The sequence below is a fragment of the Mesorhizobium sp. M00.F.Ca.ET.216.01.1.1 genome, from assembly GCF_004010325.2.
Taxonomy (GTDB): Bacteria; Pseudomonadota; Alphaproteobacteria; order Rhizobiales; family Rhizobiaceae; genus Mesorhizobium.
Window position 1 is genome coordinate 52,499 of the sequence record NZ_SADR02000015.1, and the last position, 21,929, is coordinate 74,427.

A 21,929-nucleotide genomic window follows, 5' to 3' on the forward strand; every position below is an offset into this window, starting at 1 on the left:
TCCTCCGAGGAAATGGTCTACGCGGCTTTTCGGATTGCTCCGTCTGCGGCCTGTCTGATGGCGCCGATATTGGCGCGATAGGCAGCCTCGGTGCCACCCTTGAAGACGGCCGAGCCGGCGACCAGCACATTGGCGCCGGCCGCGGTGACCAGGGGGGCGGTCTCGGGCGTGATGCCACCGTCGATCTCGATGTCGATCGGGCGGTGACCGACCAGCGCCTTGACTCGCCTGATCTTGTCGACGACCGCCGAGATGAAAGCCTGGCCGCCGAAACCCGGGTTGACCGTCATCAGGAGCACCAGATCGAGCCGGTCGAGCACATATTCGATAACGCTTTCGGGCGTCGATGGGTTCAGCGACACGCCGGCCTTCTTGCCAAGGTTCTTGATCGCCTGCAGCGAACGGTCGAGATGCGGCCCGGCCTCGGCATGCACCGTGATGATGTCACAGCCGGCGTCGGCGAAGGCGGCGAGATAGGGGTCGGCTGGTGCGATCATCAGATGGCAGTCGAAGACCTTGTCCGTTCGATCACGGATCGCCTTGATCACCGGCGGACCGAAGGTGATGTTGGGCACGAAATGGCCGTCCATGACGTCGAGATGGATCCAGTCGGCACCCGCCTGGACGACAGCTTCGATCTCGTCGCCGAGTCGCGAGAAGTCCGATGACAGAACGGAAGGGGCGATGATGGTTTTTCGCGTCATTTGCTTTCTCCTTCCCTTGGTTTTAGCGCAAAGACCCGGCTGGCGGTGATATCTTCAGCCGAGATCGTCGACAGCGCCTTGGCGTCGAGCGGTCCTTTGGCGCTTTCAAACAAGCGGTTTGCCTGCCGCAGCCGTGCCCGGTCGAGCGCGTTGCGGATCGAGCGGGCGTTGGCGAAATGCGGCTGCGCGCGCCGTCTTGCGATGTAGTCGGCCATTGCGGCTGCTGCCATATCGTCGAGCAGGTAATTCTGCTGGTCGAGCATCTTTCCGGCGATCCTGAGCAGTTCCTCGTCCGTATAATCCGGAAAGTCAATGTGGTGGGCGATGCGGGAACGAAATCCCGGATTGCTCTCGAAGAAGCGGTCCATCCGCTGCGCGTAGCCGGCAAGGATGACCACGAGATCGTCGCGCTGGTTCTCCATCACCTGCAGCAGGATCTCGATCGCCTCCTGGCCGTAGTCGCGCTCGTTCTCCGGCCGGTAGAGATAATAGGCCTCGTCGATGAACAGCACCCCGCCCATCGCCTTCTTGAGGATCTCCTTGGTCTTGGGCGCGGTGTGGCCGATATACTGGCCGACCAGGTCGTCGCGCGTCACCGATACCAGGTGGCCCTTGCGGATATAACCCAGCCGATGCAGCAGGTCGGCCATGCGCAGCGCGACAGTGGTCTTGCCGGTGCCGGGATTGCCGGTGAAGCTCATATGTAGCGTTGGTGTGTCGTGGGCGAGGCCCATGCGCCGCCGCGCCCGCTCGACCAGCAGCAGTGCCGCCGTCTCGCGAATGCGTTTCTTGACCGGGGCGAGCCCGATCAGCTCGCGGTCGAGCTCGGCCAGAACGTCCTTGACGCCGGAACTTTCGAATTCCTCGCGCAGGTCGATCGCCGCCGGGGCGGCGTTTGCGGGCAGTTCCGTTTCGGCCAAAGCTGGCGCCGACATCGCATTCTCCTGACGTTCAGCCGTACCTGGTTCCCGCCGGCCTGTCCGCCGCATAGGGCTTGGTAGTGTAGCGGATCATGCGGCCCGCCGCCTCCTGCCGTTCGAGCCGGTAGCCGGGTTCTTCGGCCGGGCGGTTGACGATGAAGGAGAGCTTCACCGATTCCCAGCCGTGCGAGGCGTCGAAGGCGACGACGCGGATGTAGCGGTCGCCGTAGGCCTTGCGGCACGCGTTCAGCTCCATGATCAGCGCCGCCGCATCGGGATTGTCGAACATCGGGTGGCCCCACATATCCCAATAGATGTTGCGCGGATGCGGGTCGTCGGTGAATTCCAGGCTGACAGCCCATTTGTTGTCGATGCAGTACTGCACCTGAGACCGAATCTGGTCGTCGGTCAGGTCGGGCAGGAAGGAAAAGGCGCCTTGGGTGATACGCATTGTCGATCTCCTTATTCAGCAGCCGTTGCCACCGGGACAAAGTCCGGCGTATCGGTCGAGGCGTAGTTGAAGGTCACGTCCTTCCAGACATCGAGTGCCTGTCGCAGCGGCAAGCATGACCGGGCGGCGTGCTCGAGAATCTCAGGCCCTTCCCGCACATAATCGCGGCCCTCGTTGCGGGCGAGGATCATGCATTCGAGAGCCACCCGGTTGGCCGTGGCGCCAGCGGCGATTCCCATCGGATGGCCAATGGTGCCGCCGCCGAACTGCAGCACCACGTCCTCGCCGAGCAGGTCGAGAAGCTGGTGCATCTGGCCGGCATGGATACCGCCGGATGCCACCGGCATCAGCTTGTTGAGCGATGCCCAGTGCTGGTCGAAGAAGATGCCGTTTTCGAGCCGCTTCGGGTTGAAGTCGTCGCGGCAGACATCGTAATAGCCCTTGGTCGTCGCCGGATCACCTTCCAGCTTGCCGACGACGGTACCGGCATGGATGTGGTCGACGCCGGCAAGCCGCATCCATTTGGCGATGACGCGGAAGGAAACGCCGTGGCTCTTCTGGCGCGTGTAGGTCGAATGGCCGGCGCGATGAAGGTGCAGGATCATATCGTTCCTGCGCGCCCATTTCGCCATCGACTGGATTGCGGTGTAGCCGATGACCAGGTCGATCATGACGATGTTGGAGCCGAGCTCCTTGGCGAAGTCGGCACGTTCGTACATGTCCTCCATGGTCGCTGCGGTGACGTTGAGATAGGTCCCCTTGACCTCGCCCGTCTCGGCCTGTGCCTTGTTGACGGCCTCCATGCAGTAGAGAAAACGCTCGCGCCAATGCATGAAGGGCTGCGAGTTGATGTTCTCATCGTCCTTGGTGAAATCGAGCCCGCCCTTCAGCGCCTCGTAGACCACACGACCGTAATTGCGGCCCGAGAGGCCGAGCTTCGGCTTTACGGTGGCGCCGAGCAGCGGGCGGCCAAACTTGTCGAGGCGCTCGCGCTCGACGACGATGCCCGTCGCCGGACCCTGGAAGGTCTTCACATAGGCGACTGGAAAACGCATGTCTTCGAGCCGCAGTGCCTTCAACGGCTTGAAGCCGAAAACGTTGCCGATGATCGACGCCGAAAGATTGGCGATCGAACCCGGCTCGAAGAGGTCGAGGTCATAGGCGATATAGGCGAAATACTGTCCAGGCGCGTTCGGCACCGGGTCGACCTGATAGGCCTTGGCGCGGTATTTTTCGGTCGCTGTGAGCCGGTCAGTCCAGACCACCGTCCAGGTTGCGGTCGAGGATTCGCCGGCGACGGCGGCAGCGGCCTCTATCGGGTCGACGCCATCCTGCGGCGTGATCCTGAACACAGAGATGATGTCGGTGTCCTTCGGCTCGTAGTCGGGCTCCCAATAGCCCATCTTCTTGTATTCCATGACGCCGGATCTGTAGCGGTCCTTGCCGGTGACGGTTTCGGATTTGTTGGCCATGGCACTGGTCCTTTCCTTTTTTGGTGGACCGCCGCTCAGGCGGCTTTCGCGGTTGTGATGTGCGGGTCGAGTTTTCCCGCGGCGTAACGTTTCGCCATCTCGTCCATGGCAATGACCCTGATCTTCGAGGCGTTGCCCGCGGTGCCGAAGCGTTCGAAGCGATCGCGGCAAAGGTCGCGCAAGGCGTCCATGGCGGGTTTCAGGAATTTGCGCGGATCGAATTCGCGCGGGTCCTGAATTGCCACGCGGCGGAACTGCCCGGCCATGGCCATGCGGCAATCGGTATCGATGTTGACCTTGCGCACGCCGTAGCGGATGCCGCGCTCGATCTCCTCGACGGGAACACCAAAGGTCTGGGGCAACTCGCCGCCATACTTGTTGATGATGTCCTGCAGTTCCTGCGGCACCGAGGAAGAGCCATGCATGACCAGATGGGTGTTCGGCAGCTTTTCGTGGATCGCCTCGATCACCTGCATGGCCAGGATGCCGCCGTCCGGCTTGCGGGTGAACTTGTAGGCGCCATGCGAGGTCCCGCAGGCGATCGCCAGCGCGTCGACCCGGGTGGCGGCCACGAAGTCGACCGCCTGATCGGGATCGGTCAAAAGCTGGTCGTGGGAAAGCGCGCCTTCGGCGCCGTGACCGTCCTCGGCCTCACCCTGGCCGGTTTCCAGCGAGCCGAGCACACCGAGCTCGCCTTCGACGGAAGCGCCGACCCAATGCGCCATGCGCGCGACACGCTCAGTGATGGCGACGTTGTAGTCGTAGCTGGCCGGCGTCTTGGCGTCCGCCATCAATGACCCGTCCATCATCACCGAGGTGAAGCCATGGCGGATTGCCGAAAGGCAGGTGGCTTCGTTGTTGCCGTGATCCTGATGGATGCATAGCGGAATGGCCGGGTGGATTTCGGTCAACGCCTCCATCATCTTCGCCAGCATGATGTCGTTGGCATAGGAGCGGGCGCCGCGCGAGGCCTGGATGATGACCGGCGCGTCGCAGGCCCTGGCCGCCTCCATGATGGCAAGCCCCTGTTCCATGTTGTTGATGTTGAATGCCGGCACGCCATAACCGTGCTCGGCGGCATGGTCGAGAAGCTGGCGAAGGGTGATGCGGGCCATGGTGGGTCCTCCTAGATGATGAGCTTCAGCGCCGCTGCCGCGACGGCTTCGGATGTGATGTCGAAATGCCGGTAGAGATCCGGGGCAGGGGCGCTGGCGCCGAAACCGGCCATGCCAACGAAGGCGCCGGTGTCGCCGATCCAGCGGTCCCAGCCAAGCCGCGCCGCGGCTTCGACGGCGATGCGCGGCGCCGAGCCGAGAACGGCCTTGCGGGTGTCGGCGTCCTGCGCCTCGAAAAGCTCCCAGCACGGCATCGAGACGACCGCGGCGGCGACGCCGTGCTCGATTTCCAGGCGTTCGGCGGCGGCAACGGCAATCTCGACCTCCGAGCCGGTGGCCATCAGCGTCACGGCGCGATGCCCGGATGGCTCGCGCAGGATGTAGGCGCCTTGGCTGGACCGGTTCTCGTCGCCGTGTGCCTGGCGCAGCATCGGCAGGTTCTGGCGCGAGAGCACCAGCACGCTCGGCCGGTTCTTGCTCTTCAGCGCCAGCTCCCAGCACTCCGCCGTTTCGATGATGTCGGCCGGACGGAAGACGTTGAGGTTGGGCGTGGCCCGCAGCATAGCCAGGTGCTCGACCGGCTGGTGGGTCGGGCCGTCCTCGCCGAGACCGATGGAGTCATGCGTCATCACGTAGATGACGCGTTGGCCCATCAGCGCCGAGAGCCGCATCGCGCCGCGTGCATAGTCGGTGAAGCACAGGAACGTGCCGCCATAAGGCACGAAGCCGCCATGCAGTGCGATGCCGTTCATGGCTGCGGCCATGCCGTGCTCGCGGATGCCATAGTGGATGTAGCGGCCGGCATAGTCGCTCGGCGCTATGCGATCCATGCCCTTGGTGATCGTCAGGTTCGAATGCGTCAGATCGGCGGAGCCGCCGACCGTCAGGTCGGTTGCGCCGTTGATCGCAGCGAGCGCCATTTCGGAGGCTTTGCGTGTTGCAACCTTGGTCGCCTTCTCGACATGTTCGTTGCGGAAAGCGCCGAGGACTTCGAAGACCGCATCAGGGAGGTTGCCGGCGATCGCGCTGTCGAAGGCCTCGCGCTGCGGCGAGGCAGCAAGCCGCTGCTCCCAGGCACGCCGCGCCGCTTGGCCGCGGCCGGCAACTTCTCGCCAGGCGAAAAGGATGTCGTCCGGCACCTCGAACGGTGCGTAGGCCCAGCCGATGTTCTCGCGCGTCGCGGCGATCTCCGCATCGCCGAGCGGTGCGCCATGCGTCTTCTCCGAACCGCCGAGATTGGGTGCGCCCTTGCCGATTACCGTGCGGCAGGCGATCAGGGACGGCCGATCCGACAGCTGCGCTGCTTCGATTGCCGCAGCGACGGCTTCCATGTCGTGGCCATCCACCGACTGGACATACCATCCGGCGGCTTTGAACCTTGCCGGTTGGTCCATCGATGTCGACAGCGAAGTCGGTCCGTCAATCGAGATCGCATTGTCGTCCCAGAAGACGATCAGGCGGGAGAGCTTCAGGTGACCGGCAAGGTCGATCGCCTCGTGGCTGATGCCTTCCTGCAGGCAGCCGTCGCCGGCGATCACGTAGGTATAGTGGTCGACGAGATCGGCGCCGTGGCGGGCAGCAAGCATGCGCTCCGCCAGCGCCATGCCAACGGCGGTCGAAATGCCTTGCCCGAGAGGCCCGGTCGTCGTCTCGACACCAAGCGCATGGCCATATTCCGGATGTCCGGCGGTACGGCTGCCCAGCTGGCGAAACCGCCGCAATTCCTCGATCGGCATGTCTTCGTAGCCGAGCAGATAATGCAGTGCATATTGCAGCATCGAGCCGTGCCCTGCTGAAAGCACAAAGCGGTCGCGATCGGGCCAGTCCGGCACCGACGGATCGATATTTATGAAGCGGCTGAACAGCACCGTGGCGACATCGGCCATGCCCATCGGCATGCCCGGATGTCCGGAATTTGCCTTTTGGACGCTGTCCATCGCCAGTGCGCGAATGGCGTTCGCCATGTCGCGATCCGAGACGACGGCGGCGACAGACTTCAGGGCTACTTGGCTGGTCATGGCGTCCTCCTCACGACACACGTTTCTTGCGTTCGATCAATTGCAGGATGAGCGGCGTCAGGATCAGCTGCATGGCGAGGTCGAGCTTGTTGCCTGGCACCACAATGGAATTCGGCCGCGACATGAACGAGTCGTGGATCATCGAAAGCAGGTAAGGGAAATCGATGCCGCGAGGATTGGCGAAGCGGATGACCAGCATCGATTCGTCGGGCGTCGGAATCCATCGCGCGATGAACGGGTTGGACGTGTCGACGATCGGCACGCGCTGGAAGTTGATGGCAGTCTGCGAGAATTGCGGGACGATGTAGCGTACATAGTCCGGCATGCGGCGCAGGATCACGTCCATCACGGCTTCGGTGGAATAGCCGCGCGTTGCACGGTCGCGATGGATCTTCTGGATCCATTCGAGATTTATGACCGGCACCACGCCGATCTTGAGGTCGGCGTGCCTGGCCAGGTTGATCTTGTCGGTGACGACGCAGCCATGCAAGCCTTCGTAGAAGAGCAGGTCGCTCGGAGCGAATTCGCGCCATTCGGTAAAACTTCCCGGCGGCGTGCCGTACTGCTTTTCCTCGTCCTCGTCATGGATGTAGGTGCGGGTCTTTCCGGTTCCCCGGCGGCCATATTCCTCGAACACCTCTTCAAGGATTTCGAGTTCATTGGCGTCGGCATGGAAGTGGGTGAAGTTCGGGTTGCCCGCCTTCTCCTCCGCAGCCACCTTTGCCTTCATCGCGGCGCGGTCGTAGCGGTGAAAGGCATCGCCTTCGATGAAGGCTGCTTCGATGTTTTCACGCCGGAAGATCAGCTCGAAGATGCGCTTGACCGAGGTGGTGCCTGCGCCTGACGACCCGGTGATGGTGATGATGGGGTGCTTTGCCGACATCGTGCTGCTCAGGCCCTGAAAAGGCCGCGGCGGCTGAACAGCGGTGCACGCTCGCCGATGGCGCTGGGCTCGGTGTGGTAGCGGGTGATACGCGCGACTTCCCGCGCCGATCCGAAAACCATGGGCACGCGCTGATGCAGGCTCTCGGGCTCGATTTCGAGGATGCGGGTAATCGTATCGGTGGCGGCGCCGGCCGCCTGTTCGATGAGATAGGCGATCGGGTTGGCCTCGTAGACGAGGCGCAGCCGCCCCTGCCGGTAACCCTTGCGCTGGTCGCCCGGATACAGGAACACGCCGCCGCGCATCAATATGCGATAGCAGTCGGCGACCAGGGAGGCGATCCAGCGCATGTTGAAATCCTTCTCGCGTGGGCCTTCGGTGCCTTCCAGGCAGTCGTCGATATAGAGCCGCACGGCTTCGTCCCAGTGCCGGTAGTTGGCGGCGTTGATGGCGAATTCCTGGGTGCGCTGCGGGATGATCCGGCTCTCGTAGGCCTGGACGAAGGTGCCGAGCCTGGTCGAGAGAACGAAGACATGCGTGCCGCTGCCGAGCGACAGAACGAGCGCCAGCTGCGGTCCGTAGATGAAGAAACCGGCGCCCAACTGGTTCACGCCTGCCTGCAAGAAAGAGGCGGCCGGATTTCCATCCGGCGCGCCAGTCGCAGGGAGGAGCGAGAAGATCGTTCCAATCGACACGTTGGTATCGATGTTGGAAGAGCCGTCGAGCGGGTCGATGGCGATGGCGAGAGGCGCTTGCCCGTCAAGCAGGACCGGCTGTTCCAGTTCCTCGGAGGCATAGAACGCGACCGGAGCCTGGCGCATGGCGTCGAGGAAGATGTCGTCGGCGAAGATGTCGAGGTCCTTCTGGACATCACCGTCGGCATTGGCGCCGCGGGTCCCGGCAAAGGCGGTGCCGAGCACCCCTTGATTGATGGTGTTGCGGACCTTGGTGGCAGCCTGCGTCAGCTGACGGACGGTCGCTACGACCGCGGAGCGCAGTTCGTCCGGCGGGCCAAGATAGGAGTTCAGAAAAGCGTCGAGCGTTGCCGCTGGCATCGTAACCTCCCGATCCAGCCGCATCTCCTCGGATCGGCCGGACTGGGAGATGAAAACAAACGACATCGAATAAGTAAAATTCAATAACTTTACTTTGCCGGTAAAAAAATTTTAGTATGCGGTATGAGAAACCTCACGCTCAAGCAATTCAAGACCGTTCAGGCAATCATCAGCCACGGAAAAATTGTCAGCGCGGCCAAGGTGTTAGGTCTGTCTCCCCCAGCGGTGACGATCCAGTTGCGACAAGTGGAGGAGGAGTTCCAACTGGCCTTGTTCGACCGGACGTCGGACGGCATGCGTCCCACTGCCGCAGGGTTGGCGTTTGTCGAGACGGCGCAGGCTATCGAGGAGCGGCTTCGTCTGCTCGAAGACAAGATGGACGCGATCAAGGGCGTGCGCACCGGCAGCTTGAGGCTCGGCGTCGTTTCCACCGCCAAATATTTCGCGCCGCGGCTCATGGCTGCCTTCATGAAGGAGCACCGGGATATCGACATGAGGCTTGCCATCGGCAATCGCGCCGAAACGGTCGACAATCTGAAGAATCACGACATCGACATCGCGCTGATGGGACGCCCGCCGAAGGAAGTCCCAGTGCGTGCTTCGGTCTTCGGCGATCACCCGCTGGTCATCATCGCGCCGCCCGAACACCCGCTGGCGTCGGCACGCGACATCTCCAAAGAACGGATCGCCGAAGAGCATTTCCTCATTCGTGAACCCGGCTCCGGCACGCGCATTTCGCTGGAGATATTCCTGAGCGACGTGCCCGGCCGCATCGACGATCTCGGCGTCGAGATGGGCTCGAACGAGACGATCAAGCAGGCGGTGATGGCCGGTCTCGGCATCGCCTTCATCTCTGCCCACACCATCGCTGCGGAAACCGAAGCCGGCCGGCTCGTCATCCTCGACGTTGTCGGCATGCCGATCCGCCGGCAATGGTTTTCGGTGATGCGCACCGATCACGCGATCTCGCCGGCCATGGCGACGTTCCACGATTTCCTTATGCGCAAGGGGGCGATGTACCTACCCCTGTTCGGTAAGCTCTATCCGCACGCCAGAGTGGAATGAAGCTGCACGGACACAATAATCAACCCGGAGTGAAACGCTTGACATACCGAACGCCAAAGATCGTGCGAGATAGCTCCAAGAAGGGGTGGAGAACGCCCGCAACCAATAGCGCTGGACGGCCTCGTATGTTATGTTGCACTGCGAAAAGAGCGGGGGCACGTCCTTTCACACCTGTAAGCCAGTTGGTTGGGCAGCGAACCCTGCAGACAAGGTAGACGCCGGCGAAGACGGGCAATGACGGCTCAAGGCCGCGACCGTAATTCCGGTGTCTCGGAAATGTCCCGGGCATGGGGTTCGGGACTTCGATGGGGGTAAGGGGCAATGCTTTACACGCTCGTTATGATGGTCTGCCTGACGGATGTGCCGCAGACCTGTGAGCAGCGCGAACAAATGGTGGACGGTCTGGCGATGAATCCTGGGACTGCCTTCATGCAGGCTCAGCCGCTGGTGGCCCAGTGGATGGAGACGCATCCCGGCTACTTCGTGCAGCGCTGGCGCGTGCTGCCCGGCCGGGGGACATGAGCGGCCGCGCCTTTCGACGCGGGTCTTTTTATTTCTTCGCGGCGAGCGTTTCCGAAACTGTCTTGGACAGTTGATAAAGCCGCTGCTCGATTATCGTCGGCACGTCACAGACGTAAGTCAGCGATTGCGCGCGTTCGTTGAAAATTCGCGTCGCGAAATTCAGCTGCTCGGTTCGCCGTTCGATTTCGTCCGGATCCGCATCGGGTTTTGCACGCAACGCATCGACGTCGGACGCTTGCTTGCGCAACTCAGCGGCCATTTTGAGCTGCTTGTGGGCGTAACGGGAAATGCCTGAGATCACGTGCGAACGCTCGGCGTCCATGTGATCGAACATACCCTGCACCAGCATCGCCGTTTTCGGCACTAGCTGCCCGGCCGGCAGGGAGGCGGCAAAATCCTTGATCTTCTTCTGGGCTTCGGCAATCGGCAGCCGCCGGGCCGCGACCTCGTCGACCAGGGCGGAGACGGCGGAATCCTTCGACCAGTCCTTCGCCGCAGGCGGAAGGTTCGGCCCGTTCCAGACCTGGCCGAGCGAGAGCTGCGGCACCTTGCGCTGCATACAGGGCCAGTCCGGATCGGTATTCTCCGCATTGGCGTTCGCGATCGGCACGAGCGTGGCAATCACGACCAGGCTGCGAATGAGGCTCATCCGTGCCATCAGCCATTTTCTCCCGTGTCCTGTTTGCGGCTCATCAGGCCGCGCGAAGGGTCGTAGGCGATGATGGCGGCGCCCAGGAACAGCAGAGTGCAGCCGGCGACGACGCCCAGCGACAGCCAATCAATCTGTCCATAGAAGGCGAAGCGGATCAGTTCGACGGCATAGGTGAACGGATTGGCGAGGCAGATCTTGTAAAGCAGTGGGCTCGCCTCCTGGATGCGCCACAAGGGGTAGAGTGCCGGAGAAGCGAAATAGCCGGGGAAGATGACGAAGTTCATGATGCCGGCGAAGTTCTCGAGCTGCTTGATCATCGAGGATAAAAGCATGCCGAGCGCGCAAAGCATCATGCCCGACAGGAACAGCGCCGGTAGCACATAGACATAGCCGAGCGGCGGTGCCTTGACGCCCCAGAACCAGGCAACGATCAGGAACGCGTAGACCTGTGCGATCGATACGGCGACCCCGGCGAGCATCTTCGACACCAGCAGGAACCAGCGGGGGAACGGGCTGACCAGCAGGGTGCGCATGTTGCCCATCTCGCGGTCGTAGACCATCGACAGCGAGGACTGCATGCCCGAGAACAGCAGGATCATGCCGCACAGACCCGGCGTGATGTAGACCTCGTAGAGCACATAGGTCTTGTAGGGTGGGATGATCGATACGCCGAGTACCTGCCGGAATCCGGCGGCAAAAATAAACAGCCAGACGAGCGGCCGAACCAGCGAGGAAATGAAGCGCTCGCGCTGGTGCAGGAAGCGCAGGCATTCCCTCAGGACGACGCCTTTGAGGCAGGTGAGGTAGTGGCGGAGGCCGAACCTCTCGGATCTCGCCGGCATGATGCCGGCGACTTTTTCGGGCATTGCGGGAGCGCTCATGGCGATATCTCCGCGATGCCGGCTGCTTCGATACGACTGAGCCTCGAAAAGGCGTCGCGGATCGAACCGGCACCGCTCGTCCTGACGACATCGGACACCTTGCCGTTGGCGACCAGTTCGCCCTGCCGCAGCACGACGACATCGTCGCCGTCTTCAACCTCGTCGATCAGATGCGTCGCCCACAGCACGCCAATGCCCTCGGTTTCGACGAGCTTGCGGATGGTGGCGAGAATGCCCGCGCGCGACTGGATGTCGAGACCGACAGTCGCCTCGTCGAGCAGGAGCAGGGACGGGCGGTGGAGCAGCGCCCTCGCGATCTCGATGCGCCGCATCTGGCCGCCGGAAAGGCTGCGTGCCTTGTCATGCTGGCGGCCTTGCATGTCGACTATCTCGAGCAGCGCGGAAATACGCTTCCGAGCTTCGCGTCCTCCAATGCCATGCAGCGAGGCGTGGTAGGAGAGGTTCTGGTAGACGCTCAGATCAAGGTCGAGCGTGCGTGCCTGGAACACGATGCCGACACGCCTGAGCGCTTCGCCGGAAGCGCGGCTGACGTCGTGACCGAAGATGTGGATCGATCCCCGGCGCGTGTCGTAAAGATGGCTGATCAGCGAGAACAAGGTTGTCTTGCCTGCCCCGTTGAGGCCGAGCAGAACGGTGAAAGTCGCTGGCGCGATCGAGAATGAGACATTGTTGAGCGCCCGCTTCGAACCATAGGAATGGCTGACGCCGGCAACATCGAGTGCCGCCACCTCATCTCCTGGTCCGCTTGTCCTCACATGCTGCATGCCGGATGGCTCCTCACGACGTGCTGCTTATCTAGCGCGCTCGATCGTCTTTGGTCCCACTCGAAGTTCCTTGGCTTCCCGATAATCACTGTCTTCTATCTGGGCGAAATGGCCACGCCCCAGGGCTGCTGGCCCACGGTGACCGATTGGACCGGCTCATCGGTCGCCGTATCGATGAAAGTGATGTCGTTGGAATTGCCGTTCGTGGTTATCAATGTCTTCTGATCGGGGGTGAAATCCAGATGCCAGACGCGCTGGCCGACGAGGATGTATTTTTCCACCTCGTAGGTTTCGGTGTTGATCACGGCGACATGATTCGCCGGGCCGAGCGCGACATAGGCTTTCTTGCCGTCGGCACTAATGGCGAGGCCGACCGGCTGGATGGTTTCGGCCCGCAATCCCGTAATCGCGAACTGGATCTTCTTGACCACCTCGCGTTTGGCATTGTCGATGACGCTTACGGTGCCGCCGACCTCAGCGCTGACCCAGACCTGTGATCCGTCGGGCTTGAATTGCGCGAAGCGCGGTCGCGTGTCGACCAGCACATTGTCGGTTACCTCATGGCTACTGGTGTCGATGAAATGCGCCATGCTGGTGGTTTCGGAGGTGTTGACCATGGTTTTGCCGTCGGGGCTGACGGCCATGCCTTCCGGTTCCACGCCAACGGGAATCTCGCTCGTGACCTCCTTACTCTCGACATCGACCGCGGTGACGAGATTGTCGTCCTCGTTGGCGACGTAAAGCGTCTTGCCGTCCGGCGAAAGCACGAACAATTCAGGATCGGGGCCGGAGGGCAGCGTACCGACGATCTGCAGCGACGCGGTGTCGATGATTTCGATCGTATCGTCGTCGCTGGCGCACAAATAGATGAACTTGCCGTCACGCGAGATGGTGATGCCGCGCGGTCTCTGGCCGACTTCGACGGTCTTGACCACCTGCATTGTCGCCGTGTCGACGACGGTCATCGTGTTGTCTTTCTCGTTGGAGACATAGGCTGTATAGGCCGATGCCGGATCAGCCATGAAGCCGGCTGTGAGGATGGCGAGTGCGCAAGCTCGTCTCTGCACGCAAATTCCTCCCGATTGTTTCTATTTAAGGACACATTTCGTTTCCGGCTGATCGACGCCGAGCGTATCAAGCTCAGAGACCTGGTGGAGGTAACCCTGCTGTGGCGATGTCGAAACGACCGATTTGGTATCGCCGAGCAGGATCGGCTGGCGAAGCTGGAGGTTCCATTTGCGGAAGGTCAGCTTTTGTCCCTTGAAGGCGGCGACCGAGAAATCGTCCGAGCGGATGTAGTCGCTGATCTTCTTCGGATCGTCGCCATTGGTACGCGTGGTGGCTTCGCCGATCGCCCGCACCGCCGTCCATGCCGACATGTCCCTGGAAAGCATTCGCCGGCCCGTCGTCTTCAGGAAGCGGCTCTGCATCTGGATGCCGCCCCATTGTTCACTCGCGGGATGCCAGGACGATGCGACAAGCCCGGCCGTGCCGGCGACCAGCCGCGGCGTCCACGTGCGGTACGGCACGTAGGTCCCGAACACCTCGCTTTCATCGGCGACAAGCAGCACGTCATGCTCCGGCATGTCTTGCGTGAACACGGAAATCTGCTGCTGTATTTGCGTGGCGCCGGTGTCTGTGCGGCGAGCGGTGCCGGTGTCCTTGAATTCCTTCTCGGCGACGATCTGGCCGCCGAAACGGGCTGCCGCGCGGCGCAACGCGTCCGCATAGAGATGATCCTGCTCATGCGAACCGTAGAGCAGCACCCAATTCGACCATTTCTTCACCACGAGATACTGCGCCAGCGCGTCGGCAAGCATGCTCCGCGTCGGCGCGACATGGAAAATATTGATGCGGCAGTCGTCTTCGCGCAGGCTGTCGTCGGTGGCGCCGACGTTGAAGATCAGCACGCCCTTGTCACGGGCGATATCGGCAATCGACAGCAATTGCCTAGCCGGGAGGTCCGCGACCACATAGCGGTCGCCTTTGGCTATCAGATCATTGAATGCCTGAACCGCGCCGGCTTCCGGCTTTATCTCGGTTACGTCGAGGCTGAATTTCTGGTTGGTGAACTTTCCGGTCGTATTATTGTCGCCAATTGCCACATTGGCGCCGGCGACACCTTCGTCACGCGGCGGCAGGTCGAGCAGGGAAAGCGTCAGTTGCGGCGCGTAGGCGCGCAAATAGCCTATCTTGATTTCGGTTATCTTTTTTTCCGGCTTCGCCGTCGTTTCCTGGGCTGGCGCGTCCGTAACGTTGACGGTCAAGGAAAAAAGGCACAAAAAGGCCGCGAGAGTGCCCGGCACCGCGCTCGTCATCGATAAAATTACCCGTTCTTGCGCTAAAGTCCGATTGTTGTCGGATCGGCGCGAAGTCAAGGTGCCCGTGATGAACTTAGCTGACCCGCAAGATTTATCAAACCCTGCAGGCCGACTTTTCGCGCCTGCCCTGATCCCTCGCCTTCGTGGCGGGCATGCTGCGGCCGCCGAAAAGATCGCGGCCTCCTCCAGCCTGGAGAAACTGTTCAAATGACCAGAATGCTGGGCAGCGTCACCGGCGTCGACGAGGCGGAGATCGCGCTTTCAGGCGGCGTCGACATCATTGACCTGAAGGATCCGAAGGCGGGAGCGCTGGGTGCGGTATCCACGGAGGCCATCCGCAAGACGCTTTGGCTCATCGCTGGCCGAGCCCCGGTCAGCGCGGTCTGTGGTGACCTGCCGATGGAGCCCGAAACGATCCGCGCCAAGGCCGAAGAGATCGCGACGACCGGCGTCGATTACGTCAAGATCGGCTTTTTCCCGTCGACAAATGTCTTCGCCTGCGCGGAGGCGCTCGAGCCGCTCGCCGCGCGAACGAAGCTGATCGCCGTGCTTTTCGCCGATCTGGCGCCGGATTTCGAGCTTCTGCCTTTATTTGGCAGACATCGCTTCCATGGCGCCATGGTCGATACCGCGAACAAGGCAAACGGGCGGCTGCTCGACCATCTGCCGCCCGAACGTATCCCGGGGTTCGTCGATCGAGCGAAATCGCTCGGTCTCATGGTTGGCCTGAGCGGATCATTGGAAGCCCCGGATATTCCACGCCTGTTGCCTTTCGCGCCCGACTTTCTCGGCTTTCGCGGGGCGCTGTGCGGCAACTTCGGCCGCGCGGGCTCGATCAGCGCCGAGGCGGTCTCGCAGATCCGCGATTTGGTCCCGGAACAACCCCGGGCCGGCGGTTCGTCGAGTGTCGACTATCGCCTGCTGGCGGCGAGAGGCTATTCGCCGGGAGCCGACCCGACGCTGGGGACCGACAGGATCTTCGTGCGGGATTTTGTCCTGCCGGTCCATATCGGTGCTTACAGCTTCGAGCACGGCCATGCGCAGAAGGTGCGCTTCGACGTGACCGCCGACGTGCTGCAAGTCACCGACCATCCCGAAGACATGCGCCATGTGTTCTCCTACGACATCATCATGGACGGCATCCGCACCATCGTGGCGCGAGGCCACATCCAGCTCAGCGAGGCCCTGGCCGAGCAGGTGGCGACGCACATTCTGGAAAACCCGCGGGTCGTGCGTGTCACGGTAAGGGTAGAAAAACTCGAACTCGGTCCAGGCGGCGTCGGAGTCGAGATCGAACGCAAGCGCCAATCGACGCGCCGCAGCGTTGCCTCCGGCTCTGCCGGCCGGAAGGACCGAAGCGCAGTTTCCCAGCCGCGACAGCAAAGGCCTGACGTCATCAGGCCAACCATTGTCAAGCTCGGCGGCAGTACGGCCCATGCGGCGGAAATGGAGAGCTGGATCGCGGCACTGGCTGCCTCCAGGCTGCCGATAGTCATCGTGCCCGGCGGTGGCCTGTTTGCCGACCAAGTGCGCAAGACGCAGGCTCGCATGGATTTTTCCGACACTGCAGCCCACTCAATGGCGATCCTCGCCATGGAGCAGTTCGGGCATATCATCCTCGATCAAGACGAAAGGCTGGCGCCGGCACGGTCGCTGGAGGAGATGGTGCGAACGCTGGACGAGGGGAGGATTCCGGTGTGGCTGCCGTCGTCACTGGCGCTGCCAGCACCGGACATTCCGGCCTCCTGGGACATTACCTCCGACTCCCTTGCCGCCTGGCTTGCAGGCAAGCTTGGCACGGATGCGCTGCTGCTTATCAAGCAGAGCAGCGCATTCTCCGACAGCGACACCATCGACAGCCTGACGGCCAGAGGCATCGTCGATGCCGGCTTCGCCGCCATGCTGCCCGGCGGCATCGATTTCCATCTCGCCGGCCCGAAGGATGCCGCCGGGGCCGGGGCGCTGCTCGCGTCGGGCAAACTGCCCGGCGTCGGGATCGCGGCCTCGGCCCGGCCCGCAAAAAAAGCGGGCTAGCCGATGGCGAAGCTACATACGCCGCGCTGGGCATGGGTTTTGACCGGTTCCGGTCATTTTTTTACGGAGAGCTTCGCACTCATTCACCAACTCGAACATTGCGATGTCTTCGTGTCGAAAGCCGCCAACGAAGTGCTGCGCATGTACAAGCTCAAACTTGATTTCCCCGAGACGACGCGCGTGCTGCACGACAAGACCGCGAGCGCGATTCCGGTCGGCGAATTCTATCATGGCGTCTACCACACGGTCGTGGTGGCGCCGGCCAGTTCCAATACGGTCGCCAAATGCGTGCACGGCATTTCCGACACGCTCGCCACCAATGTCTTTGCCCAGGCGGGAAAATGCCGGGTGCCGGCCATCGTCTTTGCTTGCGACACCGCGCCGGAACTCGAAACCATGGCGCCACATGGGCTGGTCAAGGTCTATCCGCGCAGGATCGACCTGGAGAATACCAACCAGCTGAAGAGCTTCGAGCGAACCCAGGTGGTCGAGTCGCTCGCCGATCTCGAAGCCTCGGTCAGGCGGCGCCAGGCCGAACGCGCAAGCCATGGCTGAGCGGTTGGTCTTTCTTACTGGCCATCTGGCCAGGGCACGGCTGGAAAGGCTGCTGGCCGGGCTTGGCGAAACCGGATTTGCGTGGGAGATCATTGACGTTGGCGTCAAGGTCGCGGCGCTGATGAGCGAAGACATCATTAAGCGGCGGCTCACTCTGACAGGCGACGCCGACCGCGTCATCCTGCCCGGACGCTTTCGGGGAAACATCGAGCAGCTGTCGAACCATTTCGGCGTGCCCTTTGTACGCGGCCCCGACGAGATCGCCGACCTACCAGCTTTTCTCGGCCGGGCGGGCCAGCCGCCCGACCTTTCGCGTCACGACATGCGCATCTTCGCTGAAATCGTCGATGCACCGATGCTGTCGATCGAGGCACTGGTGGCGAGGGCGCGGATGCTGACCGCGGCCGGCGCCGATGTCATCGATCTCGGCTGCCTGCCGGAAACGCTGTTTCCACTGCTTGCGGAGGCCGTGCACGAGCTGAAGGCACAGGGATTTCTGGTCAGTGTTGATTCGGCCAGCGTGGACGAATTGTCGATCGGCGCGCGCGCCGGTGCGGACTATCTTCTCAGCCTTGATGAGAACACGTTGCCGCTGGCCTTCGACCACGAGGCCACAGTGGTGCTGATTCCGTCCACCCCCGGCGATCTGGATTCGCTCGGTCGGGCCATCGAGGCAGCGCAAAAGGCCGGGGTCGTCTTCATCGCCGATCCCGTGCTCGACCCGATCCATTTCGGTTTTGCCGCCTCGCTCGGGCGCTTCATCGAGGCGCGCCGCCGCTGGCCCGACCTCGAATTGCTGATGGGCACCGGCAACCTCACCGAATTGACCGATGCCGACAGTTCCGGCGTTACCGCCATTCTGGCGGGGCTCTGCTCGGAACTTCAGATCCGAAACGTGCTTGCCGTGCATGTCAGCCCGCACACGGTGCGAACGATCGAGGAACACGATATCGCCCGCCGCGTCATGCTGGCCGCCCGCACGGATGGCGCGTTGCCGCGCGGCTATCACGCCGGGCTGCTGCAGATCCATGACCGCAAGCCTTTCCCAGCCTCGATCGAGGATATCGAGGCATGGGCGGCCGAGGTGCGCGACGCCAACTTCCGCATCGTGGCAGCCGAGGACGGCATCCATATCTTCAATGGCAAAGGGCATGCGGTTGCCAGGGATGCGTTCGAACTCTTTGCCGGGCTCGGCGTTGAGGCGGATGGTGCGCACGCATTCTATCTCGGCGCGGAACTGATGAAGGCCGAGATCGCGTGGCGCCTCGGCAAGCGCTATGTGCAGGACGAGCCTCTGGGATGGGGCGTTGCTGCGCCGGCTGCCGAAGCCGATCGCACCCGTCTTGCCGAAGCGGGCCACACGCTTCGCGCGAAGAAAGAGCGCTAAACCATGTCATACATTCGCGAATCGATCATCACGACGGTCAACAAGACGGGAAACGTCCACATCGCGCCGATCGGCATCATCGCCGAGAATGACGGGTGGATCATTGCGCCGTTTCGCCCATCGGTGACGCTCGACAATCTGGCTGAAGTGCCGTTCGCCATCGCCAATTACACCGATGACGTGCGCATCTTTGCCGGCTGCCTGACCGGCCGCAAGGATTGGCCAACCGTTCCGGTGGACGGGTTTCCGGTGCCGCGGCTCGAGGCGGCGCTCGCGCATTCGGTCCTCGAAGTCGAAACTGTCGATGACAATGGCGTGCGTCCCCGCCATTTCTGCCGCGTGGTGCAGGAGGAAACACATGCGCCGTTCACTGGCTTCAACCGCGCCAAGGCGGCGGTGTTGGAACTGGCAATCCTGGTCAGCCGGCTGGGCATGTTGCCGCGCGACAAGATCGAGGCGGAAATAGCCTACCTTTCGATTGCCATCGAAAAGACCGCAGGCGAGGGCGAAAAAGAAGCCTGGGGCTGGCTGATGCAGCGTGTCGGCGACCATCTGGCGCTTGAGGATTCCAGCGGCGAGGAGGCACGGGGCTGAGCCAGAGTGCCTATGATTGACGTCCCGCCAACAGCGCCACCGCGGAGGCCGGTGCAGCGCTGCTCGCTTCGCGGCGAATGGCGTCATCTGCGGGGATGATGTCGGCGAAATCGACGAAGCGGCGTTCCATGCGTTCGGCCAGCCGTCTGATCTGCCAGCGGCCGGTTCCGGCGCCGACGATCGGTACATCCCGAGCAAGGGGCCCGGCAACCAGGGAAGCTGCATCGTGTACCTTGCGCAACTGCTGCTCGCTGAACCAGCGCGCGACTTCACGCCATTCCGGCGGGGTGAGGTAGGTGGCATCGCGCCCGACCATGCGCGCCAGCCGCGCGATCGAGCCATCGACGGTCTTTTCCTTGCCGTCGGCGGAAGGGTGCCTGTCGTCCTCCTCGTCGAGCACGCCCAGGATCCGGTGCGCATCGGCGATCGAGGCGAAATATTCGTTCATCAGCGGCGTCAGCCGGCCACGGACGGGCGCCGACGAGGCGACGCCGAACAGGAACGTCCTGGTAAAGCCGGTGTAGACCAACTCGCCGGTCAGAAGCCGTCCGGCGTCGGTGTAGCCGTCATTGGCTACGGCGCCATTCCTGACGGCGATAATGTCGGTGGTAGTGGAGCCCATATCGACGAACAAAGCATCGCCAGCGAGCTTCGCTACCAGGGACGCGGTCGCATGCCAGTTGGCGGAGGCCACATCGGTGCTCAGCCACACTGCCTGTTCGACCCCGACAAAGCTGGATGGTCCGGCATAGACCACCTTTTCGCCGGTGGGGAAACGGGTTGAAATCTGATCCAGCAGCGCGGCGACGCCGGTATCGCGCGACGGAAAGATGTCCGACAGTTCGCCGGTCATGGTGAATGCGTTAAGATCGGCGCCAGCATAGATCGGAGCAGCCTTGTCGAGTGCCGAGGTTAGGTTGTGCAGCCCTTGCCAAAGCGGCGTGGCGATCGTTGCCGCCTCGACGATGCGGCCGTCTTCGGCGCGCGTCACCTTCAGATGCGCGCCGCCAATGTCGAAGCCGGCTATGATGCTCTTTCTTTTTTCCACACTTCAAGCTTTCATGACAGGGACAGTTGGTCGGCGAGAAAAGCGTTGCGTATCATTCCGGTTCTCGACTTGAAAGGCGGCGAGGTGGTCCGCGCCCAACGAGGAAAGCGTGATCGCTACAGGCCGATCGTTACGCCGCTCAGCCAAAGTTCCGATGTCATCGCGGTCGCCGAAGGCCTGCGCCGGCTTTATCCTTTTCCGACCTTCTATATCGCCGACCTGGATGCCATTGAAGGCGGAACGCCGAACACTGACGCGCTTGCCCGGCTGCAGGCGATGGCGGAGCCGCCGGAGCTTTGGGTCGATGCCGGCATCGCCGACGAGAAGACACTTTCGGCGGCACTTGCCGAACGCCGACTTTACCCCGTGCTGGGTTCCGAGTCGCAACAAGACGACGCGCTGTTCCGGCGTTTCCGCGATCATCCCGGTCTTATCCTGTCGCTCGATTTCTTCGACGATGGGTTTCGCGGTCCGCTGTCATTTCTGGATGAGCCGCAGCTTTGGCCGCAGAAAGTGATAGTCATGACATTGGCCAAGGTTGGCTCTGCCTCCGGCCCCGATTTCGCACGGCTCGCGGAGATCAAGGCGAAAGCTGGAAGCCGCTCCGTGATCGCGGCCGGCGGGGTGCGCAACGGGGCCGACATCCGCGCCCTTTCGTCACTCGGCATCGCCGCAGCGCTGGTGGCGACCTCGCTGCATGACGGCACGCTCACGCCCCGGCACTTCGCATCGCTTGGCGCCTGACATTCGGGTGATCTCGACCTCCGAAGGGCATTTCTGCCCTTCGGAACTGGAGCTTTAAAGGCCCAGAAGCTTTTTCAGGCGGCGCAACAGACCCTCCGGCTCCGCCGAGGGTTTTGCCTGTGCGGGGCTGTCTCTTGTCTAAGCCGCGAACGGATGCTTCACCTGGTCCCGCTTGGCCGTGGCTTCGGCGGCCGTCGGCGTTCCGGCGACGGCCCGTTGGATGGCTTCCTTTGTCGCTTCGTAATTATATTTCTGGATCTTGGCGTCGTCCGCCGCGTCCCAATGGATGAAAACGCCGACGCAGATGAATATGTCATCCGCCTCATTGGCAGGAATGATCCCCTCGGCGACGCATTCCTGCACAGCCAGTGCAACCGCATGCTGGGCCGGACCGAACATCTGCACGGCCTGCTTGGCGCCCTTGATCGTGACCTTGTTGAACAGAATGGTGTTGGGCTTGCACTGAAGATTGGGCGCGATCACCGCCAAAAGGGAGGTAAAGCCGTCCTTGTTGTTGGTAAGCGCGTTACAAAATGCGGTTTCGACCGCGCTCCCCCGCGGGCCGATGAGCAGGTCGACATGCGCTACTTCGTTGCCGTCTCCTACCAGTGATTCACCGACCATTACCTTCGAGATCTTTGCCATGCCAATTTTCCTCCGAGACACAGTTAAAGTGTCCAAAGACGCCGCAACCGAGCGAGCGCTCGATGGACAGCTATCCTT

Annotated in this window: 23 protein-coding genes; 8 read left to right on the forward strand and 15 right to left on the reverse strand. The window is 62.3% G+C overall.

Annotated elements, in window-relative coordinates; translation table 11 throughout:
- Window positions 1-17: 17 nt before the first annotated feature.
- The 8 genes from rpe to EN859_RS19825 are packed head-to-tail and all read right to left on the reverse strand — an operon-like array spanning window position 18 to window position 8,618.
- Window positions 18-704, reverse strand: coding sequence for a ribulose-phosphate 3-epimerase (gene rpe / locus EN859_RS19790; RefSeq protein WP_127854653.1), 687 nt, complete (start codon window positions 702-704; stop codon window positions 18-20).
- Window positions 701-1,639, reverse strand: coding sequence for a CbbX protein (gene cbbX, locus EN859_RS19795; protein ID WP_127854652.1), 939 nt, complete (start codon window positions 1,637-1,639; stop codon window positions 701-703). The genes rpe and cbbX overlap by 4 nt, the downstream gene beginning before the upstream one ends.
- A gap of 16 nt (window positions 1,640-1,655) precedes the next feature.
- Window positions 1,656-2,075 (reverse strand): ribulose bisphosphate carboxylase small subunit, encoded by a 420-nt coding sequence (locus tag EN859_RS19800; protein WP_127854651.1) that lies wholly within the window; start codon window positions 2,073-2,075, stop codon window positions 1,656-1,658.
- A gap of 11 nt (window positions 2,076-2,086) precedes the next feature.
- On the reverse strand, window positions 2,087-3,547 hold the full coding sequence (locus tag EN859_RS19805) for a form I ribulose bisphosphate carboxylase large subunit (RefSeq protein WP_127854650.1): 1,461 nt from the start codon (window positions 3,545-3,547) through the stop codon (window positions 2,087-2,089).
- A 35-nt stretch (window positions 3,548-3,582) separates the two neighbouring features.
- Entirely contained in the window at window positions 3,583-4,662 is a 1,080-nt protein-coding gene (gene fba, locus EN859_RS19810) for a class II fructose-bisphosphate aldolase (RefSeq protein WP_127854649.1), read from the reverse strand.
- Between the two features lie 11 nt (window positions 4,663-4,673).
- A complete protein-coding gene (tkt, locus tag EN859_RS19815; RefSeq protein WP_127854648.1) occupies window positions 4,674-6,680 on the reverse strand; it encodes a transketolase in 2,007 nt (668 codons plus the stop codon).
- A gap of 10 nt (window positions 6,681-6,690) precedes the next feature.
- The gene (locus EN859_RS19820; RefSeq protein WP_127854647.1) at window positions 6,691-7,563 is read right to left on the reverse strand and encodes a phosphoribulokinase; all 873 of its coding nucleotides are present in this window, start codon (window positions 7,561-7,563) and stop codon (window positions 6,691-6,693) included.
- An 8-nt stretch (window positions 7,564-7,571) separates the two neighbouring features.
- Entirely contained in the window at window positions 7,572-8,618 is a 1,047-nt protein-coding gene (locus EN859_RS19825) for a class 1 fructose-bisphosphatase (RefSeq protein ID WP_127854646.1), read from the reverse strand.
- Window positions 8,619-8,741: 123 nt separating this feature from the next.
- Between EN859_RS19825 and EN859_RS19830 the strand changes: the two genes are divergently transcribed.
- Both EN859_RS19830 and EN859_RS19835 read left to right on the forward strand, forming a co-directional pair.
- Window positions 8,742-9,683 (forward strand): LysR family transcriptional regulator, encoded by a 942-nt coding sequence (locus EN859_RS19830; protein WP_127854645.1) that lies wholly within the window; start codon window positions 8,742-8,744, stop codon window positions 9,681-9,683.
- Between the two features lie 321 nt (window positions 9,684-10,004).
- Entirely contained in the window at window positions 10,005-10,205 is a 201-nt protein-coding gene (locus tag EN859_RS19835) for a hypothetical protein (protein ID WP_127854644.1), read from the forward strand.
- Between the two features lie 28 nt (window positions 10,206-10,233).
- On the opposite strand, the gene EN859_RS19840 is transcribed toward EN859_RS19835, so the two are convergent.
- The 5 genes from EN859_RS19840 to EN859_RS19860 all read right to left on the reverse strand — a co-directional run bounded on the left by EN859_RS19840 (window position 10,234) and on the right by EN859_RS19860 (window position 14,829).
- Window positions 10,234-10,863, reverse strand: a complete 630-nt coding sequence (locus EN859_RS19840; RefSeq protein ID WP_127854643.1) for a hypothetical protein — start codon at window positions 10,861-10,863, stop codon at window positions 10,234-10,236.
- Window positions 10,863-11,699: an ABC transporter permease gene (locus tag EN859_RS19845; RefSeq protein WP_189502120.1), complete on the reverse strand. Its 837-nt coding sequence runs from the start codon at window positions 11,697-11,699 to the stop codon at window positions 10,863-10,865. The genes EN859_RS19840 and EN859_RS19845 overlap by 1 nt, the downstream gene beginning before the upstream one ends.
- A gap of 35 nt (window positions 11,700-11,734) precedes the next feature.
- Complete coding sequence (locus EN859_RS19850; RefSeq protein WP_127854641.1) at window positions 11,735-12,523, reverse strand: ATP-binding cassette domain-containing protein; 789 nt, start codon at window positions 12,521-12,523, stop codon at window positions 11,735-11,737.
- 95 nt (window positions 12,524-12,618) lie between these two features.
- Entirely contained in the window at window positions 12,619-13,545 is a 927-nt protein-coding gene (locus tag EN859_RS19855; protein ID WP_245525640.1) for a PQQ-dependent catabolism-associated beta-propeller protein, read from the reverse strand.
- Window positions 13,546-13,611: 66 nt separating this feature from the next.
- Entirely contained in the window at window positions 13,612-14,829 is a 1,218-nt protein-coding gene (locus EN859_RS19860; RefSeq protein WP_245525633.1) for an ABC transporter substrate-binding protein, read from the reverse strand.
- Here EN859_RS19860 and EN859_RS19865 point away from each other — a divergent pair.
- The 5 genes from EN859_RS19865 to EN859_RS19885 are packed head-to-tail and all read left to right on the forward strand — an operon-like array spanning window position 14,717 to window position 19,414.
- The gene (locus EN859_RS19865) at window positions 14,717-15,055 is read left to right on the forward strand and encodes a hypothetical protein (RefSeq protein WP_245525641.1); all 339 of its coding nucleotides are present in this window, start codon (window positions 14,717-14,719) and stop codon (window positions 15,053-15,055) included. The genes EN859_RS19860 and EN859_RS19865 overlap by 113 nt on opposite strands.
- The gene (locus EN859_RS39365) at window positions 15,052-16,878 is read left to right on the forward strand and encodes a (5-formylfuran-3-yl)methyl phosphate synthase (protein WP_127854637.1); all 1,827 of its coding nucleotides are present in this window, start codon (window positions 15,052-15,054) and stop codon (window positions 16,876-16,878) included. Before EN859_RS19865 ends, EN859_RS39365 begins: the two co-directional genes overlap by 4 nt.
- Before the next feature lie 3 nt (window positions 16,879-16,881).
- Entirely contained in the window at window positions 16,882-17,433 is a 552-nt protein-coding gene (locus EN859_RS19875) for a flavoprotein (protein ID WP_127854636.1), read from the forward strand.
- Window positions 17,426-18,820 (forward strand): DUF6513 domain-containing protein, encoded by a 1,395-nt coding sequence (locus tag EN859_RS19880; protein WP_127854635.1) that lies wholly within the window; start codon window positions 17,426-17,428, stop codon window positions 18,818-18,820. The genes EN859_RS19875 and EN859_RS19880 overlap by 8 nt, the downstream gene beginning before the upstream one ends.
- A gap of 3 nt (window positions 18,821-18,823) precedes the next feature.
- Entirely contained in the window at window positions 18,824-19,414 is a 591-nt protein-coding gene (locus tag EN859_RS19885) for a DUF447 domain-containing protein (RefSeq protein ID WP_127854634.1), read from the forward strand.
- Between the two features lie 10 nt (window positions 19,415-19,424).
- On the opposite strand, the gene EN859_RS19890 is transcribed toward EN859_RS19885, so the two are convergent.
- Window positions 19,425-20,462: a hydantoinase/oxoprolinase family protein gene (locus tag EN859_RS19890; RefSeq protein WP_127854633.1), complete on the reverse strand. Its 1,038-nt coding sequence runs from the start codon at window positions 20,460-20,462 to the stop codon at window positions 19,425-19,427.
- A gap of 45 nt (window positions 20,463-20,507) precedes the next feature.
- Here EN859_RS19890 and EN859_RS19895 point away from each other — a divergent pair, with 45 nt between their 5' ends.
- Window positions 20,508-21,206 carry a HisA/HisF-related TIM barrel protein gene (locus EN859_RS19895; protein ID WP_245525634.1) on the forward strand — a complete coding sequence of 233 codons (699 nt, stop codon included), beginning with the start codon at window positions 20,508-20,510 and terminating at the stop codon, window positions 21,204-21,206.
- A gap of 138 nt (window positions 21,207-21,344) precedes the next feature.
- Here the strand turns inward: EN859_RS19895 and fae are convergent, their stop codons facing one another.
- Window positions 21,345-21,851, reverse strand: coding sequence for a formaldehyde-activating enzyme (fae, locus tag EN859_RS19900; protein WP_127854631.1), 507 nt, complete (start codon window positions 21,849-21,851; stop codon window positions 21,345-21,347).
- Between the last annotated feature and the right edge of the window lie 78 nt (window positions 21,852-21,929).